At 68.7% G+C, this 21,905-nt stretch carries 20 protein-coding genes, 1 pseudogene and 2 riboswitches; of the genes and pseudogenes, 10 read left to right on the top strand and 11 right to left on the bottom strand.

Annotated features, from left to right (window positions below; translation table 11 throughout):
* The first annotated feature begins 714 nt into the window (after positions 1-714).
* The 7 genes from P7L68_RS07950 to P7L68_RS07920 all read left to right on the top strand — a co-directional run bounded on the left by P7L68_RS07950 (position 715) and on the right by P7L68_RS07920 (position 7,169).
* A complete protein-coding gene (locus P7L68_RS07950) occupies positions 715-1,116 on the top strand; it encodes an AtpZ/AtpI family protein (protein ID WP_372003972.1) in 402 nt (133 codons plus the stop codon).
* Between the two features lie 133 nt (positions 1,117-1,249).
* Positions 1,250-1,981, top strand: a complete 732-nt coding sequence (locus tag P7L68_RS07945; RefSeq protein ID WP_372003970.1) for a F0F1 ATP synthase subunit A — start codon at positions 1,250-1,252, stop codon at positions 1,979-1,981.
* A gap of 118 nt (positions 1,982-2,099) precedes the next feature.
* A complete protein-coding gene (locus P7L68_RS07940) occupies positions 2,100-2,327 on the top strand; it encodes an ATP synthase subunit C family protein (RefSeq protein WP_014746295.1) in 228 nt (75 codons plus the stop codon).
* Positions 2,328-2,543: 216 nt separating this feature from the next.
* Positions 2,544-3,047: a F0F1 ATP synthase subunit B' gene (locus P7L68_RS07935; RefSeq protein ID WP_372003968.1), complete on the top strand. Its 504-nt coding sequence runs from the start codon at positions 2,544-2,546 to the stop codon at positions 3,045-3,047.
* Between the two features lie 5 nt (positions 3,048-3,052).
* Positions 3,053-3,535 carry a F0F1 ATP synthase subunit B gene (locus tag P7L68_RS07930; RefSeq protein WP_372003966.1) on the top strand — a complete coding sequence of 161 codons (483 nt, stop codon included), beginning with the start codon at positions 3,053-3,055 and terminating at the stop codon, positions 3,533-3,535.
* Between the two features lie 317 nt (positions 3,536-3,852).
* On the top strand, positions 3,853-5,946 hold the full coding sequence (locus P7L68_RS07925) for a SpoIIE family protein phosphatase (RefSeq protein ID WP_372003964.1): 2,094 nt from the start codon (positions 3,853-3,855) through the stop codon (positions 5,944-5,946).
* A complete protein-coding gene (locus P7L68_RS07920) occupies positions 5,943-7,169 on the top strand; it encodes an ABC transporter substrate-binding protein (protein ID WP_372003962.1) in 1,227 nt (408 codons plus the stop codon). Before P7L68_RS07925 ends, P7L68_RS07920 begins: the two co-directional genes overlap by 4 nt.
* Here P7L68_RS07920 and P7L68_RS07915 read toward each other — a convergent pair.
* The 8 genes from P7L68_RS07915 to P7L68_RS07880 form a co-directional block, all read right to left on the bottom strand.
* On the bottom strand, positions 7,148-8,713 hold the full coding sequence (locus P7L68_RS07915) for a glutamate-cysteine ligase family protein (RefSeq protein WP_372003960.1): 1,566 nt from the start codon (positions 8,711-8,713) through the stop codon (positions 7,148-7,150). The genes P7L68_RS07920 and P7L68_RS07915 overlap by 22 nt on opposite strands.
* On the bottom strand, positions 8,710-11,091 hold the full coding sequence (locus P7L68_RS07910) for an MFS transporter (RefSeq protein WP_372003958.1): 2,382 nt from the start codon (positions 11,089-11,091) through the stop codon (positions 8,710-8,712). The genes P7L68_RS07915 and P7L68_RS07910 overlap by 4 nt, the downstream gene beginning before the upstream one ends.
* A 347-nt stretch (positions 11,092-11,438) precedes the next feature.
* The gene (gcvPB, locus tag P7L68_RS07905) at positions 11,439-12,944 is read right to left on the bottom strand and encodes an aminomethyl-transferring glycine dehydrogenase subunit GcvPB (RefSeq protein ID WP_372006796.1); all 1,506 of its coding nucleotides are present in this window, start codon (positions 12,942-12,944) and stop codon (positions 11,439-11,441) included.
* A gap of 56 nt (positions 12,945-13,000) precedes the next feature.
* On the bottom strand, positions 13,001-14,365 hold the full coding sequence (gene gcvPA, locus P7L68_RS07900; RefSeq protein ID WP_372003956.1) for an aminomethyl-transferring glycine dehydrogenase subunit GcvPA: 1,365 nt from the start codon (positions 14,363-14,365) through the stop codon (positions 13,001-13,003).
* Positions 14,366-14,372: 7 nt separating this feature from the next.
* The gene (gene gcvH, locus P7L68_RS07895; protein ID WP_014746304.1) at positions 14,373-14,750 is read right to left on the bottom strand and encodes a glycine cleavage system protein GcvH; all 378 of its coding nucleotides are present in this window, start codon (positions 14,748-14,750) and stop codon (positions 14,373-14,375) included.
* A 42-nt stretch (positions 14,751-14,792) separates the two neighbouring features.
* Positions 14,793-15,932 carry a glycine cleavage system aminomethyltransferase GcvT gene (gene gcvT / locus P7L68_RS07890; protein WP_372003953.1) on the bottom strand — a complete coding sequence of 380 codons (1,140 nt, stop codon included), beginning with the start codon at positions 15,930-15,932 and terminating at the stop codon, positions 14,793-14,795.
* An 88-nt stretch (positions 15,933-16,020) separates the two neighbouring features.
* Positions 16,021-16,145: riboswitch (glycine riboswitch) on the bottom strand.
* A riboswitch (glycine riboswitch) is annotated at positions 16,146-16,274 on the bottom strand.
* A gap of 148 nt (positions 16,275-16,422) precedes the next feature.
* Positions 16,423-16,989, bottom strand: a complete 567-nt coding sequence (locus P7L68_RS07885; RefSeq protein ID WP_372003952.1) for a hypothetical protein — start codon at positions 16,987-16,989, stop codon at positions 16,423-16,425.
* Positions 16,990-17,177: 188 nt separating this feature from the next.
* Positions 17,178-17,447, bottom strand: coding sequence for a CDGSH iron-sulfur domain-containing protein (locus P7L68_RS07880; protein WP_372003950.1), 270 nt, complete (start codon positions 17,445-17,447; stop codon positions 17,178-17,180).
* Positions 17,448-17,742: 295 nt separating this feature from the next.
* Here P7L68_RS07880 and ispH point away from each other — a divergent pair, with 295 nt between their 5' ends.
* The 3 genes from ispH (at position 17,743) to rnhA (ending at position 20,200) form a co-directional block, all read left to right on the top strand.
* Positions 17,743-18,723, top strand: coding sequence for a 4-hydroxy-3-methylbut-2-enyl diphosphate reductase (ispH, locus tag P7L68_RS07875; protein ID WP_372003948.1), 981 nt, complete (start codon positions 17,743-17,745; stop codon positions 18,721-18,723).
* 69 nt (positions 18,724-18,792) lie between these two features.
* Positions 18,793-19,758 (top strand): homoserine kinase, encoded by a 966-nt coding sequence (locus P7L68_RS07870; protein WP_372003947.1) that lies wholly within the window; start codon positions 18,793-18,795, stop codon positions 19,756-19,758.
* Positions 19,745-20,200, top strand: a complete 456-nt coding sequence (gene rnhA / locus P7L68_RS07865) for a ribonuclease HI (protein WP_014746310.1) — start codon at positions 19,745-19,747, stop codon at positions 20,198-20,200. Before P7L68_RS07870 ends, rnhA begins: the two co-directional genes overlap by 14 nt.
* 21 nt (positions 20,201-20,221) lie before the next feature.
* Here rnhA and P7L68_RS07860 read toward each other — a convergent pair.
* From P7L68_RS07860 to P7L68_RS07850, 3 genes and pseudogenes are all read right to left on the bottom strand, one after another.
* Positions 20,222-20,487, bottom strand: a pseudogene (locus tag P7L68_RS07860) (helix-turn-helix domain-containing protein).
* A 40-nt stretch (positions 20,488-20,527) separates the two neighbouring features.
* On the bottom strand, positions 20,528-21,202 hold the full coding sequence (gene upp / locus P7L68_RS07855; RefSeq protein ID WP_372003944.1) for a uracil phosphoribosyltransferase: 675 nt from the start codon (positions 21,200-21,202) through the stop codon (positions 20,528-20,530).
* Positions 21,203-21,327: 125 nt separating this feature from the next.
* A complete protein-coding gene (locus P7L68_RS07850; protein ID WP_372003942.1) occupies positions 21,328-21,810 on the bottom strand; it encodes a peroxiredoxin in 483 nt (160 codons plus the stop codon).
* Between the last annotated feature and the right edge of the window lie 95 nt (positions 21,811-21,905).

Raw genomic sequence — 21,905 nt, 5'->3', positions numbered from 1 at the left:
CGTTCCGTCCCTCCGTCACACAGCTGTCGGTGCGGAAGCGGCCGATGGACGGGGGCCCGTATATAACCGAGAGGAAGCGCGCTGCGTCGGCGTCGCGTGGCAGCAGAAAACCGCCGCCGCCGGCAGGGTGCAGGCGGCAATGCCATCACGATCGTCCACGCGGGCTTCCATCCAGGATCCGCCCGTCCGCCGGCGATGATCCCGCCCGCGAAGCCCCGTCGCGTCTGGCGTCCCGGGGCGTGGTGGCCGGTCCCGTATCGGGCCGGCCTTGTTCAGTCACCATGCGTCAACCGCGCGAAGGATGCAACATCTCGCCGATTTTCAATCAACGGGGGATAAGCCACCCCATCACGCATCCCGAAGCATCAAAGCCCGCCCCCCGTCATGCGGTGGAAGCCCGCATCAGATACCCGGAGGTTGCACCGCCGGCACCCGCGACACCAGGGCACAGGGTGTCCGGGTGGGCACGAGCCTGAAAGACGAGTGCTGAAAAATCAATGGGTTGGCCAAGCCAATCCCTTGTAAAGCAAGGGGTTTTCATTCTTGACACGCATAGGGCTTCCCCGTATGGTTCACGCGCCTTCGGCAGCGCTGTTGCGGCGCGGCCGGCGTGCCCGGGTGGCCGGATCCCAAGGTGTTGCTGCAGAAATGCAGCCCGCCTGACGCCGGAAACCCAGAGACGCCTTCCACCGACCGGATGCTCAAGGCGGGCCCATGCTCATGGATGACCGGGACGACTCGGGACTGAAAGAGCTTGAAGCCCGATTGAAGCAGGCACGATCCTCCACCGGCCGCCGCACTGGCGACGGTCCGGGGAATTCGCGTGAGCCGGTGAAGGGCATCGGGTTCGCCGCTCGCGTCGGGACGGACCTCCTGGCGGCTCTCGTCGTCGGGCTCGGGCTTGGCTGGTTCATCGACCGCTGGCTCGGCACGGCACCCTTCGGAATGCTCATCTTCTTTCTATTTGGTGCGGCGGCCGGCATACGCAATGCCTACGCCTTCGCCAAGCGGACGATGAACGAGATCGATGAAGGCGAAGCGAAGGGCAACGGCCCGGCCGATCCCCCGGAAGGGGATGGTTCGGGGCGGCAGGATGACGCCGGCGACCGCCGGTGACGCCGGACGGGAAGATTGACGGGTCTGCGGGTCGACCGCGGGCAAGGGTGCGGAAGGTGGCCGGCATGCGGGAATTCCCCGATGCCGACGGCTCCGGCCAGGGTTGAGTTCTTAACGAAGAGCGAGGGCCACGGTGGCGGAAGCACATAGCCCGCTTGAGCAGTTCCACATCAAGCGTCTGGTCGACCTCCAGATCGGCGGCGTCGACATCTCCTTCACCAACTCGTCGCTGTGGATGTTCATCGCCATCGCGGCCGTTACGCTGTTCCTGACGCTGGGCTCGCGCAATCGTGCCCTCGTTCCGGGCCGCGGACAGTCGATGGCGGAGATGTCCTACGAGTTTGTAGCGAACATGCTTCGAGACAACGTGGGATCCGAAGGCCGGAAGTACTTCCCCTTCATCTTCACGCTGTTCATGTTCATCCTGTTCGCCAACCTGGCGGGCATGCTCCCCTACAGCTTCACCACCACCAGCCACATCGTCGTCACCTTTGCGATGGCGCTGTTTGTCTGGCTGCTGACCACCGTGATCGGTCTGGTGAAGCATGGCGGTCACTTCTTCAGCTTCTTCGTCCCCCAGGGCGTGCCCCTGTGGATGATGCCGCTGGTTGTGCCGATCGAGATCATCTCCTACCTGTCGCGTCCGATCAGCCTGTCGGTGCGACTGTTCGCGAACATGGTTGCCGGGCACACGATGCTGAAGGTGCTGGCCGGCTTCATCGTCGCGCTCGGTATCGCGGGCGTTGCGCCTCTCGTGGTGGTCGTGGGCCTCACCGCCCTCGAACTCTTCATCGCCGCGCTGCAGGCCTATGTCTTCGCGATCCTGACCTGCATCTACCTCAACGACGCGCTGCACCTGCACTGAGATCCGGGACCGGATCCGACCGACCGGCGATGTCGCCGGCCGGTCCCCGGTCGCGGGCAGGTTCGGGCGATCGCCTCTCTGAAAACCAGTCCCTTTGTCAAGATAAGGAAGTTGAGCGATGGAACTGGAAGCCGCAAAGATGATCGGTGCCGGCCTCGCGGTGCTTGCGCTGTTCGGCGTCGGTATCGGTATCGGCAACATCTTCTCCTCGCTGGTCAGCTCGCTGGCGCGGAACCCCTCGGTCCGCACCACCGTGTTCCCCCTCGCGATGCTCGGCTTCGCGCTGGTCGAGGCGGTCGGCCTCTTCGCCCTGCTGATCGCGCTGATCATTCTCTTCGTGTTCTGATCAGCACGACGGCCGGGAACCGGTACCGAGCGGGCCCGAGGGGTGTGAAAACACCGCCTCGGGCGCGTTCGTGAGGGCGGGGACGGCAGACGGCCGCCGGATGAGGCTTCTTGGAGCACATCATCCGGCAACGGCACGATCCTCCGGCCACGCCAGACTTTCGCCATGACGGACGGCCTTTTCCGGGCCCCGTCCACGAAATGCCCCGGGAGACCCATGCCTCAGTTCGAACCGAGCACATTCGCGTCGCAGATCTTCTGGCTGGTGGTGTCCTTCGGCCTGCTCTATCTGCTGATGTCGAAGATCGCGCTCCCGCGCATCGCCGATATCCTCGAGGTGCGCCAGGACCGTATCGCCGCCGATCTCGATCGTGCCGAAGCGCTGAAGCGCGAGGCCGAAGAGGCGCGTGCGGCCTATGAAGCGGCGCTCGCCAATGCCCGCGCCGAAGCCCAGAAGCTTCTGGAGCAGGCCGGTGAGCAGGCCCAGGCCGAGGCCCAGCGGCAGCTTGACGCGCTCGACGAGCGTCTGGCCGCCAAGGTCCGCGAGGCCGAGGCCGCCGTTGCCGCCGCCAAGGCGGACGCCATGGCCGATCTCGCGTCGCTCGCGACCGAGACCGCCGAGGCTGCCACCGCGAAGCTCGCCGGTGCGCCGGTCGATACCGCTGCGGTCCGCAGCGCCGTCGACGCCGCCCTGGCTGCCACCTCGTCGCGGAAGGAGTGAGGCCGATGTTCTCCGATCCCACTTTCTGGGTCGCCGTCGCCTTCGTCCTCTGCATCGCCGGGCTTGGCTTCCTGAAGGTCCACAAGACCATCGGGGGCATGCTCGACGCCCGTGCAGCCGCGATCCGCGCCGAACTCGATGCCGCGCAGAAGCTGCGCGAGGACGCCCAGGCGCTCCTCGCCCAGTATCAGCGCAAGCAGCGCGAGGCGATGCAGGAAGCCGAGCAGATGGTCGCCCATGCGCGCACCGAAGCGAAGCGCATCGTCGAGATGGGCCAGACCCAGCTGGCCCAGTCGATCGAGCGCCGCGAGCGCATGGCCGCCACCAAGATCGCCCAGGCGGAAGCCGATGCGATCGCCGAGGTCCGTGCGACCGCGGTCGATGTGGCAATGGCGGCGACCGAGCAGGTGCTGCGCACCCAGCTCTCCGCCGACCGTCAGGCCAAGCTGGTGGATGACACCATCGCCGGCCTCAAGACCCTGCACTGATCTGCGTCTCCCGCAATCCGGGCAGTTCCGAAACGCCCCGCCGGCCCTGCCGGCGGGGCGTTTCGCGTTTCGGGACCGGCTCCTGCGGATATTCCGGCATCAATATAATGACATATCGTCGATATAATACATCGACGTCGATGTAATGTCGCGTCACTGGATCGATCCTCCGGCGTCGATGTAATGTTCCGTCACCAATGTGGCCCGCCGTTGACCCGGTGCGTCTGGAGGCTCGCCATGTGGCCGGTGATCAGGCAGGATGCACCGGCGGGAGAAATGACGGCCGGCCGGGCGAAGACCTGCCGGACGGCCGGGGCATGTGGCGACGGGGACAGGGCGTGCGGCAGTTTCGATCACTGAGAGTGGCGGTGTTTCTGGGCGTGGCCGCCATCCTGGGCGTCACCGCCGCCGTGATCCTGCCATCCACCACCGCCCTGCTGGAGCGGAGCTTCGTCTCGGAACGCGAGCGCGAGGCCACCAACACCATCGATCTTTTCGCCACCAGCCTGCGTGAGCGCTTCCAGTCGCTGATCCGCCAGAAGGTCGATGCCGTCGACCAGCGCAAGACGGCACTCCGCGACCAGGGCGACCAGGTGGTCTCGGTGCTCTCCGCCTTGCGCCGCCTGGCCGCCAATGGCGGGATGAGCGAGACCGCCGCCCGCAACACCGCCTTGCAATGGCTGTCGGACCAGCCGCGCAGCGAGGCCCGCTATGTCATCGTCTATGACGGCGGCATGCGGGTGCTGATCCACCCCAATGCCGCCCTGCTGGGCCAGACGCTGATCGACGGCCGCGACATGAAGGGCCGCCCCGCCTTCCAGGCGGCACAGGAAGACGTTGCCCAATACGGCGACACCTTCTCCACCTTCCCCTGGCAGAGCCTGGATGCCACCGAGACCCGGCTGAAATTCGGCTATTTCCGCAATTTCGAGCCCTGGGGCTGGACGGTGGCGGTGATCGCCGACGCCGAAGACGTCCAGCGTGCAGCCGACGCCCAGATGGCGCAGATGATCCGCGACCTGACCAACAGCGTCCATGCGCTCCGCCTGGGCGATCGCGGCCGGGCGATGATCTTCGACGGCCAGGGCCGGCTGGTGATCCCGCCCCAGGGCGGTGATGCCGCCTGTGCGGCGATCAGCACCGCCGTCGACAGCTGCGCCGACGCCTTCGCCATGCTGCCGCAGACCCTGCCCCGCCAGGACACGATTGCGGTGCCACCGCCGGCGGGCGCCGACGACGTCGTACTCTACGCCCATCTGTTCAAGCCGTTGGACTGGCGGGTGACGATGCTGCTGTCGCGCGACGACATCCTGGGCCCGGCGCGCGAGGTCACCCGCAATCAGGCGCTGCTGCTCGGCTCGGTTCTGGTGCTGTCTTTCCTGGCCGCCTATCCGCTCTCGGGCTGGCTGGTCCGGCCGCTGCGCCGGCTGGAGGTCCGGGTCCGCGCCCTCGCCTCGCAGGATTTCACCCAGGACGCGCCGCCCGATCCGGGGCTGCGGCGGATGATCGACGATCGTGCCGACGAAATCGGCCGGCTGGCATCCGCCTTCGCCTTCATGGACGAGACGCTCCGCGCCAAGATCCGCGAGCTGATCCGGGTGACGGAAGAGCGTATGCGAATTGAAGGCGAACTCGCCGCCGCCCGCGACATTCAGGAAGGCCTGCTGCCCAAGACCTTCCCGCCCTTCCCCGACCGGCCCGAGATCAATCTCCATGCCCGCCTGGTGCCGGCAAAGGAGGTCGGCGGCGACCTGTTCGACTTCTATTTCGCCGAGGGCCGCCATTTCTACTTCGTGGTCGGCGACGTGTCGGGCAAGGGCGTGCCGGCGGCACTGTTCATGGCCATCACCCGCACCCTGCTCAAGACCTCGGCCGAGAAGGGCCTGACGCCGGCCGAGATGCTGGCCGAGGTCAACGACATGCTGGCGCGCGACAACCCGAACACCATGTTCGTCACCCTGTTCTGCGGCCGGATCGATCTGGCGGCCGGCCGGCTGGAATACTGCAATGCCGGCCACAACCCGCCGCTGCTGCTGCGTCGCGGCGCCACGGCACCCGAGGCCCTGAGCACGGTCTGTGGCCCGGCGCTGGGCGTGATGGAAGACATGCCCTACCGGGCGATGTCGCTGGACCTCTGCGCCGGCGACGAGCTGCTGGTCTATACCGACGGCGTGACCGAGGCCCACAACCCCGACAAGGCGCTCTACGGCGACGACCGGCTGCTCCGGGTGTCGGCCGGCGGCATGGCGGCCGATCCGAAGCGCTTCGTCGACCGGCTGTTCGACGACATCGACGATTTCGTTGCCGGTGCCGACCAGTCGGACGACATCACCGTCTTCGCCCTGCACTACGCCGGCCCCGGGGCCGACGCCACCACCGCAGCCCCCGAGGCACTACGGAGCATCGGATGACCCTCTGGAAGCCCGCGACCCTGTTCGGACGTGTCCTGCTGTCGCTGCTGATCGGTCTGGCACTTGCCGGGCTGTTGATCGGCCTGCTGCCCGCCTCGACCCATGCCGCCCCGCCCTCGCCCGAGATCCGCGCCGCGGCCGAGGCGATCCCGGCAGTGCCGGGCCCCGAAACCCCCGAGAAGCGCTTCCGCATCGGCTATTACGAAGGCGGCCAGTACGGCGACTATAAGATCATCCTTGCCGCCATCGTCCGCGGGCTGATGCAGCTGGGCTGGGTGCCCCCGATCGATCTGCCGCCGATGGATCAGGTGAAGGACTCCGCCGCTCTCTGGCAGTTCCTGATCACCAATGCCAATGGCGGCCATGTCGAATTCGTCGGCGACGCCCATTACACCGCCGGCGATTTCGACCCCGAGCGCCGCAAGCAGGTCCGGCCCGAGATCATCGAGCGGCTGACCCGGCGGCAGGATATCGACCTGATGATCGCCATGGGCACCTGGGCGGGTCAGGATCTGGCCAATGACGCGGTCACCACACCGATCGTCGTCGCCTCGACCTCGGACCCCGTCGCCTCGAAGATCATCCCGTCACCGGATGATTCCGGCCGCCCCAACCTGCATGCCAAGGTCGAGCCCGGCCGTTACGGCCGTCAGGTGGAGCTGTTCGACGACATCGTCCGGGCGAAGCGCCTGGGCGTGGTCTACGAGAACACGCTGGAAGGCCGCACCTTTGCCGCCATCGAAGAGGTCGAGTCGGTCTCCGCCAGCCGCGGCTTCGACCTCGTCACCTGCTTCGCCCCCTTCAACGGCGTGCCGGAAGATGTCGCCAAGGCCGAGGCGGTGCGCTGCTACCAGGAACTGGCCCCCAAGGTCGACGCGCTCTACATCACCGTCCACCGCGGCGTGACCAGCAGCAGCCTTGCCGCCATCGTCGATGCGGCGCTGGATGCCGGCGTGCCGACCTTCTCGATGGCCGGATCGGGCGACGTCCGCCGGGGCGTGCTGATGAGCATCGCCCAGGGCGATTTCTCGTATGTCGGGCTGTTCCATGCCGAGGTGATCGGCCGGATCTTCAACGGCGCCGAGCCCTGGGCGCTGGATCAGCGCTGGGTGGCGCCGGCCAAGATCGCCCTCAATCTGGAGACCATGGAGATCATCGGCTTCAACCCGCCGGTCGACATCCTGCTGGCCGCCGACGAGATCTACCGCAAGATCGAGCGCTGAGCGAGCCCGGCGGCGGCGGACGCCGCACCGCCCAGGGCGACATGCCGCCGGGCGAAGACCAGCCGAGCCAGCCGCGCGGCCATGTCGTCATGGCCGGCTTCCACCATCGCGATCGCCCGATCGGCGCCGCTTTGCCCCGTCTGCAGCACGAAGGCCGGATAGGCAAGGAAGCGCGCCTCGCGGGCATCAAGCCCGGCACCCGCCAGATCGACCAGCTCCGCCGCCAGACCAGCCGCGGTCAGACCATCGACCTCGGCCCCCAGCCCGTCGCGCATGGCGCGCATGCGCAGCAGCATCAGCCGCGCCCAGCCATGGCGCGCGATGACGGCCAGACCCCGATCCATCACCGCCAGCAGCCCCTTCTGCAGGGCACCGGCGGCGCTCACCACACTGGCCGCCACGGCCTCGCCGCCCAGATCGGTCAGCTCCTGATCCGGCAGGTTGGCGCCGGGGGCACGGCCTTCCAGATAGACCGCCGAGGTGGTCTCGGCCATCAGCCGGGCCAGGGCCGCATCGCTGTCGACCGCCGCGGCCAGCGTCGCCGGCTCGGGCATGCGGCCGGGGGCGAAGGCAAAGCGCAACCGGGCGTCCAGGAAGTTCGACGACTGCAACGCCGCGAAATGGGTGGCAGAGGGGCGGATCTGTACCACCATGTCGTCGCCCCGCAGCCGGCCGCTCCAGCTGCGGCCACTGGCAAGAAATTCCCGCAGGGTCGGCTGACCCTCGACCTCGACCAGGCCACCGATCTTCGAGGTGGGGGCGAGATCCGCCGGGCCGTGCGGCAGGGCCGGCAGCGGCGCATCCATGCCCAGCGCCCAGCGCATATAGGCGGCGAGCCCGGCAAAGGGCTCGGCCGGCGGCACGAAGCAGCTGCGATCGCGGGCGGCATGGGCCCTGCCGCACATCCGCGACCAGAGGGTCAGCCGGTTCTCCCTGAAGCCGGTCGCCCGGCCGTTCTCGTAGGGGCTGTTGGCAAAGAGGGCGATGAAGGCCGCGGAGAAGCCCAGCACCAGATTGACCGCATCGGCACCGCGATCGACCGGCACATCGGTCGAGGGGCTGTTATGGGCCTTGGCATCGATGCCGGCCGCATGATCCCAGCCCCGCACCTCGTTCCAATAGTCATAGACCGGCTTCGGGGCCCGGGTGGCGAGATAGAAGGGACGTGACACCGGCTGGAAGGGATGCTCGGCCAGATTGACCAGCATGCCGCCTGCGGCCGTCACCGCGGCCCCGATCCGGTCCAGCGCCTCGTGCGCCTCGTCGTCGAGCCGCTCCAGACCGCTGACCGGCCCGAGAGAGGCTTCGAGGTTGTTGAAACCGTTGTCGACCGAGATCATGCCCGCGGCATCGCGCAGGCCCACCACCCGGCCGCCGAGGCAGAGCGGCTGCGGCGACCGGCCCTGGGCCTCGCCCTCGGCAACCAGACGGGTGAAGACGTCGGGCACGGCAAGGCTGGAGCCGTCGGCGGCAGAGGCGACCGGCAGTTCGATCTCCACCCCGACCTTGGGCGATCGCGGCATCGGCAGATGCTCCAAGGTCATGAGCTGGCCTCCGCCTCCCCCACCCGGGGTGGCGCAGGGCGGCGGTCGAGCAGCAGGAAGAGCAGGCCGGCCGCCAGCATCAGCCCCGCCGTGGCCGCCAGCCCCGCCGTGGTGCCGACCACCGCGAACAGCCCGCCCACGATCAGCGGCCCCAGCATCTGGCCGAACTTGTCGGCCGAACGCTTCATGCTGACCGCCCGGCCGATGCCGGCCCGGGCGACGCCTTCGCCCTGCAGGCCATGGGCGCTCTGCGCGCCGCCGGCAATGCTGCCCGAGACGCCGATCAGGAACACGGCGGCGACCAGCGCCATCAGATTGCCGCCGATGCTGGCAACGACCAGGGCGGCGGCGGCGGCCAGTGCACCGGCCACGATGAAAGGCCGCTTGTCGGTCACCCTGTCGGTCAGCCGGCCGAAGAGCGGGCCGAGCAGGATGACTGCCAGGCCATTGACCATCAGCACGCGGCCGATATCGGACTGGTTGATGCCCTGTTCTGCCAGATAGACCGGCACGGCGAAGTTGAGCAGGCCGACCTGGGCGATCGAGAACGGGATCACACTGCAGATCAGCACCAGCATGAAGGTGCGGTCGGTGAACAGGCCGCGCCAGCCGCCGCCGGCTTCGGCCGGCACCGGCGCGGCGGCGGCGGGCTTGCTCTCGGCCACGGTCGCGGGCTCGCGGCCGACACTGACGGCGACCAGCGCCACAATCAGCGGCATGACCATGAACAGGGCCGCGACCAGGAAGACATTGGCATAGCCCAGCTGTTCGGCCAGCATCGCCCCGATCGCGGTACCGCACATCTGGCCGACGAAGATGCCGGCGATCAGCCCGGCCGTGGCGCTGGCCCGGCGCTCGGGCAAAGTGGTGGCGTAGAGGTGGCTCTGGATGCCCATCCATGCAAAGCCATAGCCGAGACCGCCCAGGGCACGCGCGGCGATGAAGGCGGCGGGATGGGTCTGGGTCGCCATCACCACCAGCGACACCAGATTGGCCAGCACACACAGGCCGAAGCCGGTCAGCACCGGCACCTGCCAGCCGCGGCGATCGGCCATCGGGCCGGCGATGAGGGCGGTGACCAGCGCGCACATCATCTCGGCCGAAACCGGGGCCGCCATCATGATGTCGCTGGTCTCCCCTCCGTTGCCTGCGGCCAGCAGGCGCATCGCCAGCGGCACGAAAGACAGGGGCAGCGACCAGGCAAGAAGGAACAGGAAGGCCATCGGCCGTGCGAAGCGCGAATCGGCGATACCACCCGCCCCGGTACGGCCACGGACCGCCGCAAAGACGAAGATCAGCCCCTCGCCCACGATCATGGCCGAAACCAGCGCCAGGGTGACCGCGTCGAGCACGCGCGACTGCACGCTGTCGGCAATGGCGGTGCCCGACAGCGTCATCTCGATCCGGCCGGCGGGGCGGCCGCCGCTGCCCGCGACCGTGGTCAGGTCACGGGTGACCACCGGCCCGGCATCCGGGCCGGTGACACCGGCCACGGCGATGCGCGTGCCGTCGGGCCCGACCAGGGCGGCACCGCCGATCAGCGGCACCTGATCGATCAGCCGGGCGAAATTGTCCTCGATCCGGCCCATGAAACGGAGCGCGATGCCCTTGTTGATCAACTGGTCGAGATCATTGGCGACCGAGGCCGCCAGACGTTCGCCCTGACGTGCGGCGGCATTCTCGACGGCGCTGCGGAACTCGCCGATCGCATAGGCGGCAAACCCAGCCTGAGCCAGCACCACCACCGCGATGCCGGCGACCCGCATCCGCTTCAGCCGCACATCATCGGCCGCCCTGCCACGGGCCGAGACGAAACCCAGCCCCAGCGTGACCAGAACGCCCAGAATGGTGGCAGCGGCCGCGGCGGCGACCATCGCCTGGACGGTGCGGCCGATCTCGGCCGTATGGGCCTCTTCGGGCAATGCCACGCCCAGATGGGCCACGACCGCCCCGCCGGCATCACGGATCGGGAACAGCACCCAGCGGCGACCGGCGGTCACCCGTTCCACGACCTGGCCGCCCTGATCCGCGCCGACCACCGGCACTGCCGCCTCTTCACCGCGGCTGCCCAGCACCTGCCCCCGACGATCGACCACCGCCGCCTGGCCCGCCAGCGGGATATCCTGGCGGACATCGTCGAGCAGGTCGTCGAGCCCCGAGAATTTCTCGATCGGCTTGCCGTAGCGCACGGCGACCTGCAGCCGGTCGGCCCATTTGCCGCCGATCGCGGTCACCTCGCTGACCGTCGCCTCGGCGTCGACCCGCTTCAGGGCGGTGAGGTTCAGGAAACCGGCAATGCCCATGCACACCGGCAGCAGCAGCGCCAGGGCGAGGGTGAGACGGAAGATCGGCCCGCGGGCCCGGGTGGCGAGGCTCATGGAGAAGGATTTTCCGCTATGCAGGACCACCCGCAGCAAGGGGGGCCGGATTTCCCGCATCCTACCCGGATGTATTGGTTTTGGCCCGCGCTTCCTGTGCCCAGGTCAACCCGGATTAACGCTCCTGTGCCGCATCGCGGGATTTGCCGACCGAAACGCGAACCGCCCCGGTAGCGACGCTACCGGGGCGGTCGGTCGGTCTCCGGACTGGCCCGGCAGCGACGCTACCGAGGCGGTCGATCGGTCTCCGGACTGGCCCGGCAGCGACGCTACCGAGGCGGTCGATCGGTCTCCGGACTGGCCCGGCAGCGACGCTACCGGGGCGGTCGGGACAGGTCTGCGGGCGGTCACTCGGCCGCGGCGCGGGCCTCTGCCGGCGGGGTCCAGCGCAGCACCGGCTTGCGGGCGGCGAGGGTCTCGTCGAGACGCCGGCGCGGCGCGTAGCGCGGGGCGGCATGGAAGGCTTCCGCTTCCCCCGCCTTCGCCCGGCGGGCCAGCGAGAGCAGCGCGTCGACCAGCTGGTCCAGCGCCTGCTTCGATTCGGTCTCGGTCGGCTCGATCAGCATCGCGCCATGCACCACCAGCGGGAAGTACATGGTCATCGGGTGGAAGCCCTCGTCGATCATCGCCTTGGCGAAGTCGAGCGTGCTGACCCCGGTGCCCTCAAGGAAACCGTCGTCGAACAGGCATTCATGCATCGCCGGGCCGGGGAAGGCCGGGGTCATCTCTTCCGAGAGCCGCGCCATCAGGTAATTGGCGGCCAGCACCGCATCACCCGAAGCCGCATACAGACCGTCGCGGCCCAGGCTCTTCATATAGGCGAGCGCCCGGGTGAACATGCCCGCCTGGCCGAAGAAGGCCTTGAGCCGGCCCACGGCCGGGCCACCCGGCACGGCCTCGACCGTATAGCTGCCGTCGTCCTGCCGGCGGATCCGCGGACCCGGCGCGACATGAGCGAGGCTTTCGGCAAAAACCACCGGGCCCGAACCCGGGCCGCCGCCGCCATGCGGGGTGGAGAAGGTCTTGTGCAGGTTGATGTGCATGCAGTCGAAGCCGAGTTCGGCCGGCTTCACCCGCCCGACGATGGCGTTGAAATTGGCGCCGTCGCCGTAGAAATAGGCGCCCACCTCGTGCACCGCATCGGCAATCACCTTCACGTCCCGTTCGAACAGGCCACAGGTGTTGGGATTGGTCAGCATCACCGCCGCGACATCGGGGCCGAGCGCCGCCTTCAGCGTCGCCACATCGACCCGGCCGTCATCGGTGCCCGGAATGCTCTGCACGGTATAGCCGCAGAGCACGGCCGAGGCCGGATTGGTGCCATGGGCGCTGTCGGGCACGATCACACGCTTGCGGGCATCGCCGCGGGCGACGTGGGCGGCACGGATCGCCATCAGCCCGGCCAGCTCGCCATGGGCGCCGGCGGCTGGCGCCAGCGTCACCTCGGCCATGCCGGTCAGCTCGGTCAGCCAGGTGCCCAGCTCGTGCATCATGCCGAGCGCGCCCTGGATGGTGGAAACGGGCTGCAGCGGGTGCAGATCGGCGAAGCCCGGCATCCGCGCCACCTTTTCGTTCAGGCGCGGATTGTACTTCATCGTGCACGAGCCGAGCGGGAAGAGCCCCGAATCGATCGAGTAGTTCTTCTGCGACAGGCGCACGAAATGGCGCACCACCTGCGGCTCGGCCAGATCGGGCAGGCCGACCGGCGCCTTGCGCACCACACCGCCCAGCCGGCTTTTCGCTTCCGGCACCGGCGCCAGATCGACGCCGATCCGGCCGGGGGTGCCCTGTTCGAAGATCAGCGGCTCTTCAAGCTGCAGGCCGCGATTGCCGGTCGCGGTTTCGGGGATCATTGAAATCTCCGGCGTCTCGTCGCGCGAGACCCGGCCCTGGGAACGGTCCATCGCGGTCATGCCGAAAGCTCCTCGGTCAGCGCCGAGGCCAGCGCCTCGACATCCTCGTCGGTGACGAGTTCGGTCACCGCCACCACCAGCAGGTTGCGGAGCGCCGCCGCATCCGCCTCGACCCCGTCGAGCGCCGCCGGCGCGATGCCGGCCAGGATGCCGCGCGCCGCCAGCCGCTCCACCACCGGTGCGGCCGGCTGCCCCAGATCGAGGGTGAACTCGTTGAAGAAGGTGTCGTTGACCAGACGCAGACCCGGCACCGCCGCCAGACGATCGGCCGCGCGGGAGGCCAGCGCATGGTTCAGCGCCGCCAGATGCGCCAGCCCCTGCTCTCCCAGCATCGCCAGATGGATGGTGAAGGCGGTGGCGCAAAGGCCGGCCGAGGTGCAGATGTTGCTGGTCGCCTTGTCGCGGCGGATGTGCTGCTCGCGGGTCGACAGCGTCAGCACGAAGCCGCGACGGCCATCGGCATCCACGGTCTCGCCGCAGAGCCGGCCCGGCATCTGGCGGAGGAATTTCGACCGGGTGGCGAAGAGGCCGACGGTCGGCCCGCCGAAGGTGAGCGCATTGCCGAAGCTCTGGCCCTCGCCGACCACGATGTCGGCGCCCATGGCGCCGGGGCTTTCGACCGCGCCCAGCGACACCGCCTCGGTCACCGCCACGATCAGCAGCGCGCCCTTGGCATGCACCGCCCGGGCCAGCGCCGTGAGGTCGCGGACCTGGCCGAAGAAGCCGGGATTCTGCACGATCACCGCCGCGGTGCCGGCATCGACCCGCGCCGCGACATCGTCTTCAGCCAGCGGATCGGCCGGGGCGAGATCGACCTCGATGCCCGCGAAACCCAGCTGGTTCTGCACCACGGCGCGGTAGTGCGGGTGGACCGATCCCGCCACCACCACCTTGTTCCGGCGGGTGATGCGCACCGCCATCATGCCCGCTTCGGCCGCGGCGGTGGAGCCGTCATAGAGCGAGGCATTGGCCACGTCCATGCCGGTCAGCAGGGCCACCTGGGTCTGGAACTCGAACAGGGTCTGCAAGGTGCCCTGGGCGATTTCCGGCTGATAGGGAGTGTAGGCGGTCAGGAATTCGGACCGCTGGATCAGATGGTCGACGGCGGCCGGCACATGGTGGCGGTAGAGCCCGCCGCCCACGAAGAACGGCCCGTCACCGGCGGCCCGGCTGGCGCGGGCATAGGCGGCCATCTCGCGCTCGACCTGAAGCTCGCTCTTGCCCGGCGCCACGGCCTGGAAGGCCTCCGGGCCATGCAGCAGGTCGGCCGGCACGTCGGAATAGAGGGCGTCGATCGACGGGGCACCGATCACGCGGAGCATCTCCGCGCGGTCCTCACCCGTCAGGGGCAGATAACGCATGATAAGATCACTCCAGCTCCGCGATGTAGGACGCATAGGCGTCCTCGTCCATCAGCTCGTCGAGCTGACCGGCATCGGTGACGCGGACCTTGAAGAACCAGCCCTCGCCCGCAGGATCGCTGTTGACCAGGCTCGGGTCGTCGACCACCGCCTGATTGGCTTCGACCACTTCGCCGTCGATCGGCGCGTAGACGTCGCTCGCAGCCTTGACCGACTCGACCACCGCGGCATCGTCGCCGGCGGCCAGGGACCGCCCGACCTCGGGCAGTTCGACGAACACCACATCACCCAGCTGTCCCTGGGCGTAGTCGGTGATGCCGACGGTCGCGACCTCGCCGTCGAGGTCGATCCATTCATGGTCCTTGGTGAAACGCAGAGTGCTCATGAGGAAGCTCGCTGTTCCCTGATGGGGCGGGAGTGTGGCCGGTCAGCGCCGGTAGCGATGCGGCGCGAAAGGCATGGGGGCGACGGCCGCCGGGCGGGATTTCCCGCGGACGTCGAGAGCAAGAGCGGTGCCGGGGGCGGCCAGATCGGCGCGGACCCAGGCCATGGCCACCGGCCCGTCGACGCTGGGGCCGAAACCGCCGCTGGTGACACGGCCGACGGTCTCGCCGGTTGCCGGATCGACCACGTCGGTGCCCTCGCGCGCGATCACCTTGCCTTCGGGCACCAGGCCGACGCGCTTGCGGGCCGGGCCCTCGGCAAAGGCGGCGGCGATCACCGCCGCCCCGGGATAGCCGGCATCGGCGGTGCGGCGGCGCTTCGCGATCGACCAGCCGAGCCCGGCTTCGACCGGATTGGTCGAGAGGTCGATATCATGGCCGTAGAGGCAGAGCCCGGCCTCAAGGCGCAGGCTGTCGCGGGCGCCGAGGCCGATCGGCGCCACACGCGCATCCGCCAGCAGCCTGCGGGCCAGTGCCTCCGCCTGGTCGGCCGGAACCGAAATCTCGTAACCGTCCTCGCCGGTATAGCCGGACCGGCTGACCAGGCAGGGGATGCCGGCGATATCGAGCGGCTGCATCGACATGAAGGCCATCTCGGCCGCCTCGGGCGCGAGCGCCGCCAGCACGGCCGCCGCCTCGGGCCCCTGCAGGGCGAGCAGGGCATGGTCGTCCAGGATGTCGAGGCTGTGACCATCCGGCAGATGCGCCGCGATATGGGCGAAATCATCCGCCTTGCAGGCGGCGTTCACGACCAGAAACACATGACCGTCGAACCGCGTCGCCATCAGGTCGTCGCGGATGCCGCCATCGTCGGTGGTCAACTGGGTGTAGCGCATCCGGCCGAGGCCAAGCCCGGTGATGTCGCCCGGGACCAGGCGCTCCAGCGCCGCCGCGGCATCCGGCCCGGTGATCCGCGCCTGGCCCATATGCGAGACGTCGAACAGCCCGGCCTGGGCGCGGGTGTGCAGATGCTCGCCCTTGATGCCCATGGGAAACTGAACCGGCATCAGATAGCCCGCAAAGGGGACCATCCTGCCGCCAAGCTCCTGATGGAGATCGTAAAGCGGGGTTTTCAGAAGATCGGCGGGGGCACCGCCCTGGGTCGGCTGGTCCGGACCGGACATCGGGTCGCTCCGAGAAAACAGGATTGCGGCCGCGCATCTCCCAGGTCCGGCGCCGCCGGTCGATCCGACGTTCCGTCCCCGGAGATGGCCCCGCTCTGTCTTCGGACCTGAAAGATTGTGCGCCGCCACGCACCGCAGATGCGGTGGGTGCCGTCGCACTTACCCCTTCGGTGAGACGCCGCGATCTTCTGCGCCGCCTGCTTTCCAGAGTGACATTCCCCTGCGGTCCCTGGTGCCTGAGAGTTTACCGGGGCCGGTTGCTCCTTCGGCGGCACTACGTCGACATGATCCCGACCGTCGACCGGCCGGGTGTCGCGCAGCGCGCTCTCCCACAGGGTTCGTCTGTCACGTAGCCTCCGAGCGCGGCCAGGATACACGAGAGGGCTGCGGGGCACAATCCGGCCCGCAGCCCTCTCGCGTCAACGGATCACGATCCGGACCGGGATGGTTCCGGCCCGGGCTGCGCCCCCCCCCGGGTCCTGCTGTGCTCTTACCGGCTGTGACCGCGCTGGAATTCCAGCTGCTCGCGGTCGAGCTGGAAGCCGATCAGCAGGGCATAGTCGGCACCGGTGCTGGTGCCGGGCAGCGGCACACGGATGCTGAGCTCCTCCTTCGATCCGGCCTTGAGACGATTGGCCGGGAAGGGCAGATCCGACCGGAAGACCTGCTTGTTCAGGATGGTCTGCTGCCGGTCGGCCACCGCCACGTAATAGTCGAAGGCGGTGGCGGTGGCATCGGGGGCGGCAGGGCCGCGTTCGGCATCGAGCACCACGGTCAGCGCCACATCCAGATAGCGCTTGCCGTCGTCGGTATCGGCATCGCAGGTCCACTGGGCATCGGCGATCCGGCCCAGGAAGCGCACGCCGGTCACATCCTTCGCCCCCGGCTCGATCTGCACCGCCTGGGCGGTGTCGCGCAGCACCACCACGCGGGGGCAGACCGGCGGCTCGGCGCGTGAGAAGGCGCCGCAGCCGGAGACGACGAGCGCCACCCCCGACGCGGCCAGGGCCAGCGCCGCCCGGCGGCGCAGGGCCGCCCGCATCGCCGTCCTGTTCATTGCCGTTTCGGGACCGGACGCGGAATGGGACTGTGCCACGACGAAGCGCTCCGTGATCGTTTATCGCCGGATCGCCCGGGGACCGGGCGGCCGGCTGAGACAAGCGCCACTTTATAGCGATGGCGCGCGGGCACGCAATGCCGCCGCCCGCGCATGTCCGTGTCACCTTCCGGGCCGCGTCCGCGGGGTCACAATCTTTCGTGACTGCCGTCACACATGGGTCCTGCGCCGGTCTGCTTGCAGCCGCAGAACCACACCGTGCCGTCCTCTTCGGCCTTCCAGGCCTGAGGGCTGAGCCCGGTGCCCTTGTGGGTGCCGTCGCAGAAGGGCTGTTTCGTGCTCAGCCCGCAGGAACACCACCAATAGGTCCGCCCCGCCTTCACCGCCACCTCATAGGGCTCCGCCCGTGCCACCACCGGCGCCGCGGCCGGCGGTGTGGCGTCGTTCTCCATCGTCATGTCCTGACCCTTCCCGTCTCTTGCCGGCCGAATCGGCCGATGGATCATCAACTCGTGCCTCGGTGCCGCCCCGCCGGCGCATTGCGCGCCAGGATTGCTTTATCGTCGGAGCGGACGCCCTTGAGTGTAGTGGCGAGGAATCACCGCGGGCAAGGGCCGGGATCGTCCTTCCCAGGCAACGGGATGCGTGTGCCTGGTGTTGAACTCGGGCGCCGCCCGTGCCATACCGCACCCTATGCGAGCCACCCTCCCCGGATCCGCCGTTCCGGATCCTTCAGCCCGGAGAGCCGACGCGATGACCCAGGCGGCCCCGACCTCCCCAGCAGCGGTACCGCACGCTGCGGTGACCATCGTGCTGGCCGAACCCCGCGGTTTCTGTGCCGGCGTCGACCGCGCGATTCAGATCGTCGAGAAGGCGATCGAACGCTTCGGCGCGCCGGTCTATGTCCGCCACGAGATCGTCCACAACAAGACCGTGGTGCAGGATCTGGCGGCCAAGGGGGCGGTTTTCGTCGAAGAACTGGACGAAGTGCCGGACGGGGTGCCGGTGATCTTTTCGGCCCATGGCGTGCCCAAATCGGTGCCGGCCGAGGCCGCGCGTCGGGAGCTGCGCGCGATCGATGCCACCTGCCCGCTGGTCTCGAAGGTGCATCGCGAAGCCGAGCGCCATCACGACGAGGGGCGCCATGTGCTGCTGATCGGCCATGCCGGCCATCCCGAGGTGATCGGCACCATGGGTCAGCTGCCCGACGGTGCCGTCGACCTGATCGAGAGCATCGCCGATGCCGAGGCCTACCAGCCGCCGCGGCCCGGGCTGGAGCTTGCCTTCGCGACCCAGACCACGCTGTCGGTGGCCGACACCTCGGGCATCATCGAGGTGCTGCGCCGCCGCTTTCCGGACATTGCCGGTCCGCGGCGCGAGGACATCTGCTATGCCACCACCAACCGCCAGGAGGCCGTGGCCCGCATTGCGGCCGAGGTTCAGGCGGTGCTGGTGATCGGCGCGCCCAATTCCTCGAACTCCCGCCGGCTGGTCGAGACGGCGGCCGTGGCGGGCTGCGCCAACGCCCGGCTGATCCAGACCGCCGCCGAGATCGACTGGTCGCGGCTGCAAGGGGTGACGCGGGTCGGTATCACCGCAGGCGCCTCGGCGCCCGAGAGACTGGTCGAAGAGGTGATCACCGCCTTCCGCGCCCGCGGACCGGTCACGATCGAACGGGTGACCACGGCAGAGGAACGGGTGGTGTTCAAGCTGCCGCCCGAACTGACCCGCTGACCATACCCCCGCAACCAGAAGAGACGCGCCGCGGGGCTGGCCCCGGCGCAACAGGAGGCATCGACCGGGATGGCGGTCTACACGGCGGTCGACGATGACGACATGCGCGCGCTGCTCAGCGGCTATGATATCGGCCCCTTCGAGCGGTTGCAGGGCATCCAGCAGGGGGTGGAGAACTCCAACTGGTTCCTCGACGCCGGCGGTCGGCGCTATGTGCTGACGGTCTATGAGAAGCGGGTCGACCCCGCGGACCTGCCCTATTTCCTGAATCTCATGGAGCACCTCACCCGGCGCGGCATCCGCTGCCCGGAACCTGTGCGCGACCGCCGGGGCCGGGTCCTGGTCGAACTGGTCGGCAAGCCGGCGGCGATCTTCACCTTCCTGCCCGGCCGGGGGCCGGCCCGGATCCTGCCGGCCCATTGCCGGGCGCTGGGCACGGCGCTGGCCGAGCTGCATCTTGCGACCGCGGATTTCACCGGCCGGCGCCCCAATGCGCTGGCCCTGCCCGGCTGGCAGGGGCTCGCGGCCCGCATCGGCACCCGTGCCGACGAGATCGTCCCGGGCCTTGCCGCCGAAATCGCGGAGACGCTGGACCGGCTCGCCACCGACTGGCCGGCCGATCTGCCGGCGGGCACGATCCATGCCGATCTCTTCCCCGACAATGTGTTCTACGAGCGGCCGGACCGGGTGTCGGGGCTGATCGATTTCTACTTCGCCTGCTCCGACGCCTTCGCCTACGAAATCGCGATCTGCATCAATGCCTGGTGCTTCGAGCCGGACGGGCAGTTCAACGTGACCAAGGCCCGGCTGATGCTGGGGGCCTATCGCAAGGTCCGCCCCTTCTCCGACGCCGAACTGGCGGCCCTGCCGCTGCTCTGCGAAGGGGCGGCACTGCGCTTCCTGCTCACCCGTGCCTATGACTGGCTGAACCGGGTGGAAGGGGCGCTGGTGAAGCCCAAGGACCCGCTCGAATATCTCCACAAGCTGCGCTTCCACCGCAGCGTCACGGGACCGGGCGCCTATGGCCTCGACTGACGCACCGAAGAAGATCGTCGAAGCCTTCACCGATGGCGCCTGTTCGGGCAATCCCGGCCCCGGCGGCTGGGGCGTGCTGCTGCGCTGGGGAGAGCTGGAGCGCGAGATGAGCGGCGGCGAGCCGCTCACCACCAACAACCGCATGGAACTGACCGCAGCCATCGAGGCGCTGCGCGCGCTGAAGCGGCCGACCACGATCCGGATCTGCACCGACAGCACCTATGTGCGCGACGGCATCACCAAATGGATCCATGGCTGGAAGCGCAACGGCTGGAAGACCGCCTCGAAGGATCCGGTCAAGAATGCCGATCTCTGGCAGGAACTGGACGGGCTGGTCCGCGGCCACACGGTGGAATGGGAATGGGTCCGCGGCCATGCCGGCCACCCCGAAAACGAACGTGCCGACGCGCTGGCGCGCGCCGGGATTCCGAAGCGGGGCTGAGAGGGACGCCGGAACCTCACATCAAGCCAGCACGCCCAGGCCGTGACGTTCAACCAATGACAGAAGTTTGAGCGACGCACCCGCCGGTCGTTTCTCGCCCCGCTCCCACTGGCTGATAAGGCCGGTGGTCACGTCGGGATGGCATCCGAACGCTCAGGCGTCACCGGTGCCAGGGCAAGGGCGTCGAACTGGCGCATGGTCTGTTTGTCGAGCAGGCCCACATCGTGCAGATCCGACGCCGTCTCGTGGATCGCGGCCAGGGCCTCACTGCGGTAGGTCTTCGTCATCTGCAGGGTCCCGCATGTCAGGTCGCGAGAGGCGGCGAGATCACCGCGTCCCGAACAGCCGGTCGCCGGCATCGCCCAGGCCCGGGCGGATATAGGCGTTTTCGTCCAGGCAGCGGTCGACGGCGGCGACATAGACCTTCACCTGCGGATGGGCGCGGGTGAAGACCTCCAGGCCTTCGGGGGCCGCGATCAGGGCCATGAAGCGGATCTGCTCGTCGGCGACGCCATAGCGGTTCAGCACGTCGACCGCGTGCACCGCCGAATTGCCGGTGGCGAGCATCGGGTCGACCAGGATGAAGGTCCGCCCATCGGCCTTCGGCAGCTTCACCAGATATTCGACCGGTTCTTTGGTCTCTTCGTCGCGATAAAGGCCGACATGGCCGATGCGGGCCGAGGGCATCAGCTCGGTCAGGCCGTCGGCCATGCCGAGGCCGGCGCGCAGGATCGGCACCACCGCAACCTTCTTGCCCTCGATCACCGGCACCGCCACGCGTTCAAGCGGCGTGTCGAGTTCTTCATGGGTGATCGGCAGGCTGCGGGTGATCTCGTAGCCCATCAGCAGCGCGATCTCGCGCAGCAGCTGGCGGAAGGTCTTGGTCGAGGTCGCCTGGTTCCGCATATGGCTGAGCTTGTGCAGGATCAGCGGATGGTCGAGCACATGCAGGTTCGGGAAACGCGCGGCCAGGTCGCGGTCGTCGGTGGTGGTCTGGGTCATGTCGGCTCCGCGATGGCTGGGCGGGCGTTGAGGATATCCCGGCATGGCCGCACGTCCGGCATCCCACAGGGGTGCCGGACGTGCGGCCGATGCAGCGGCGGGAGCCCGGAGGCTCCGCGACGATGTCAGAGCTGGCCGAGCAGGGTGGCGGCGTCGCTCACTTCGAAGGCCCCGGGCTTTTCGACGTTCAGCTGAGCAACGACGCCGTCCTTCACCAGCATCGAGTAGCGCTGCGAACGCAGGCCCATGCCGAAGCCCGTGCCGTCGAGGGTCAGACCCAGCGCCTTGGTCAGGTCGCCATTGCCGTCGGCCAGCAGGCGGACCTTGCCGTCAACGCCCTGGGCCTTGCCCCAGGCGCCCATCACGAAGGCGTCGTTGACCGAGATGCAGACGATCTCGTCGACGCCCTTGGCCGTGATCTCATCGGCCTGCTCCACGAAACCCGGCAGATGACGGGCCGAGCAGGTGGGGGTGAAGGCGCCGGGCACCGCGAAGACGGCCACGGTGCGGCCGGCGAACAGCTCGTCGGTGGACACCTTGTTCGGGCCATCCGCGGTCATCTCGACCAGGGTGGCTGCCGGAATCTTATCACCGATGGAAATGGTCATAGTCGTGCTCTCCTGGCTCGGAACTCGCGTCTCGTCTGCGGGGACGACCCGACCGGCGCGAACCGACCGGGACCCGGCCGGCAGGGATCGCCGCC

Source organism: Tistrella mobilis, assembly GCF_041468085.1.
Lineage (GTDB): Bacteria > Pseudomonadota > Alphaproteobacteria > Tistrellales > Tistrellaceae > Tistrella > Tistrella mobilis_A.
This window is presented reverse-complemented; position numbering and strand designations above follow the sequence as displayed.

Coding starts and splice junctions, on each gene's coding strand:
- P7L68_RS07950 (WP_372003972.1), top strand. CDS start 715: ATGCTCATGGATGACCGGGACGACTCGGGACTGAAAGAGCTTGAAGCC.
- P7L68_RS07940 (WP_014746295.1), top strand. CDS start 2,100: ATGGAACTGGAAGCCGCAAAGATGATCGGTGCCGGCCTCGCGGTGCTT.
- P7L68_RS07935 (WP_372003968.1), top strand. CDS start 2,544: ATGCCTCAGTTCGAACCGAGCACATTCGCGTCGCAGATCTTCTGGCTG.
- P7L68_RS07930 (WP_372003966.1), top strand. CDS start 3,053: ATGTTCTCCGATCCCACTTTCTGGGTCGCCGTCGCCTTCGTCCTCTGC.
- P7L68_RS07925 (WP_372003964.1), top strand. CDS start 3,853: ATGTGGCGACGGGGACAGGGCGTGCGGCAGTTTCGATCACTGAGAGTG.
- P7L68_RS07920 (WP_372003962.1), top strand. CDS start 5,943: ATGACCCTCTGGAAGCCCGCGACCCTGTTCGGACGTGTCCTGCTGTCG.
- P7L68_RS07915 (WP_372003960.1), bottom strand. CDS start 8,713: ATGACCTTGGAGCATCTGCCGATGCCGCGATCGCCCAAGGTCGGGGTG.
- P7L68_RS07910 (WP_372003958.1), bottom strand. CDS start 11,091: ATGAGCCTCGCCACCCGGGCCCGCGGGCCGATCTTCCGTCTCACCCTC.
- gcvPB (WP_372006796.1), bottom strand. CDS start 12,944: ATGATCCCCGAAACCGCGACCGGCAATCGCGGCCTGCAGCTTGAAGAG.
- gcvPA (WP_372003956.1), bottom strand. CDS start 14,365: ATGCGTTATCTGCCCCTGACGGGTGAGGACCGCGCGGAGATGCTCCGC.
- gcvH (WP_014746304.1), bottom strand. CDS start 14,750: ATGAGCACTCTGCGTTTCACCAAGGACCATGAATGGATCGACCTCGAC.
- gcvT (WP_372003953.1), bottom strand. CDS start 15,932: ATGTCCGGTCCGGACCAGCCGACCCAGGGCGGTGCCCCCGCCGATCTT.
- P7L68_RS07885 (WP_372003952.1), bottom strand. CDS start 16,989: ATGAACAGGACGGCGATGCGGGCGGCCCTGCGCCGCCGGGCGGCGCTG.
- P7L68_RS07880 (WP_372003950.1), bottom strand. CDS start 17,447: ATGACGATGGAGAACGACGCCACACCGCCGGCCGCGGCGCCGGTGGTG.
- ispH (WP_372003948.1), top strand. CDS start 17,743: ATGACCCAGGCGGCCCCGACCTCCCCAGCAGCGGTACCGCACGCTGCG.
- P7L68_RS07870 (WP_372003947.1), top strand. CDS start 18,793: ATGGCGGTCTACACGGCGGTCGACGATGACGACATGCGCGCGCTGCTC.
- rnhA (WP_014746310.1), top strand. CDS start 19,745: ATGGCCTCGACTGACGCACCGAAGAAGATCGTCGAAGCCTTCACCGAT.
- upp (WP_372003944.1), bottom strand. CDS start 21,202: ATGACCCAGACCACCACCGACGACCGCGACCTGGCCGCGCGTTTCCCG.
- P7L68_RS07850 (WP_372003942.1), bottom strand. CDS start 21,810: ATGACCATTTCCATCGGTGATAAGATTCCGGCAGCCACCCTGGTCGAG.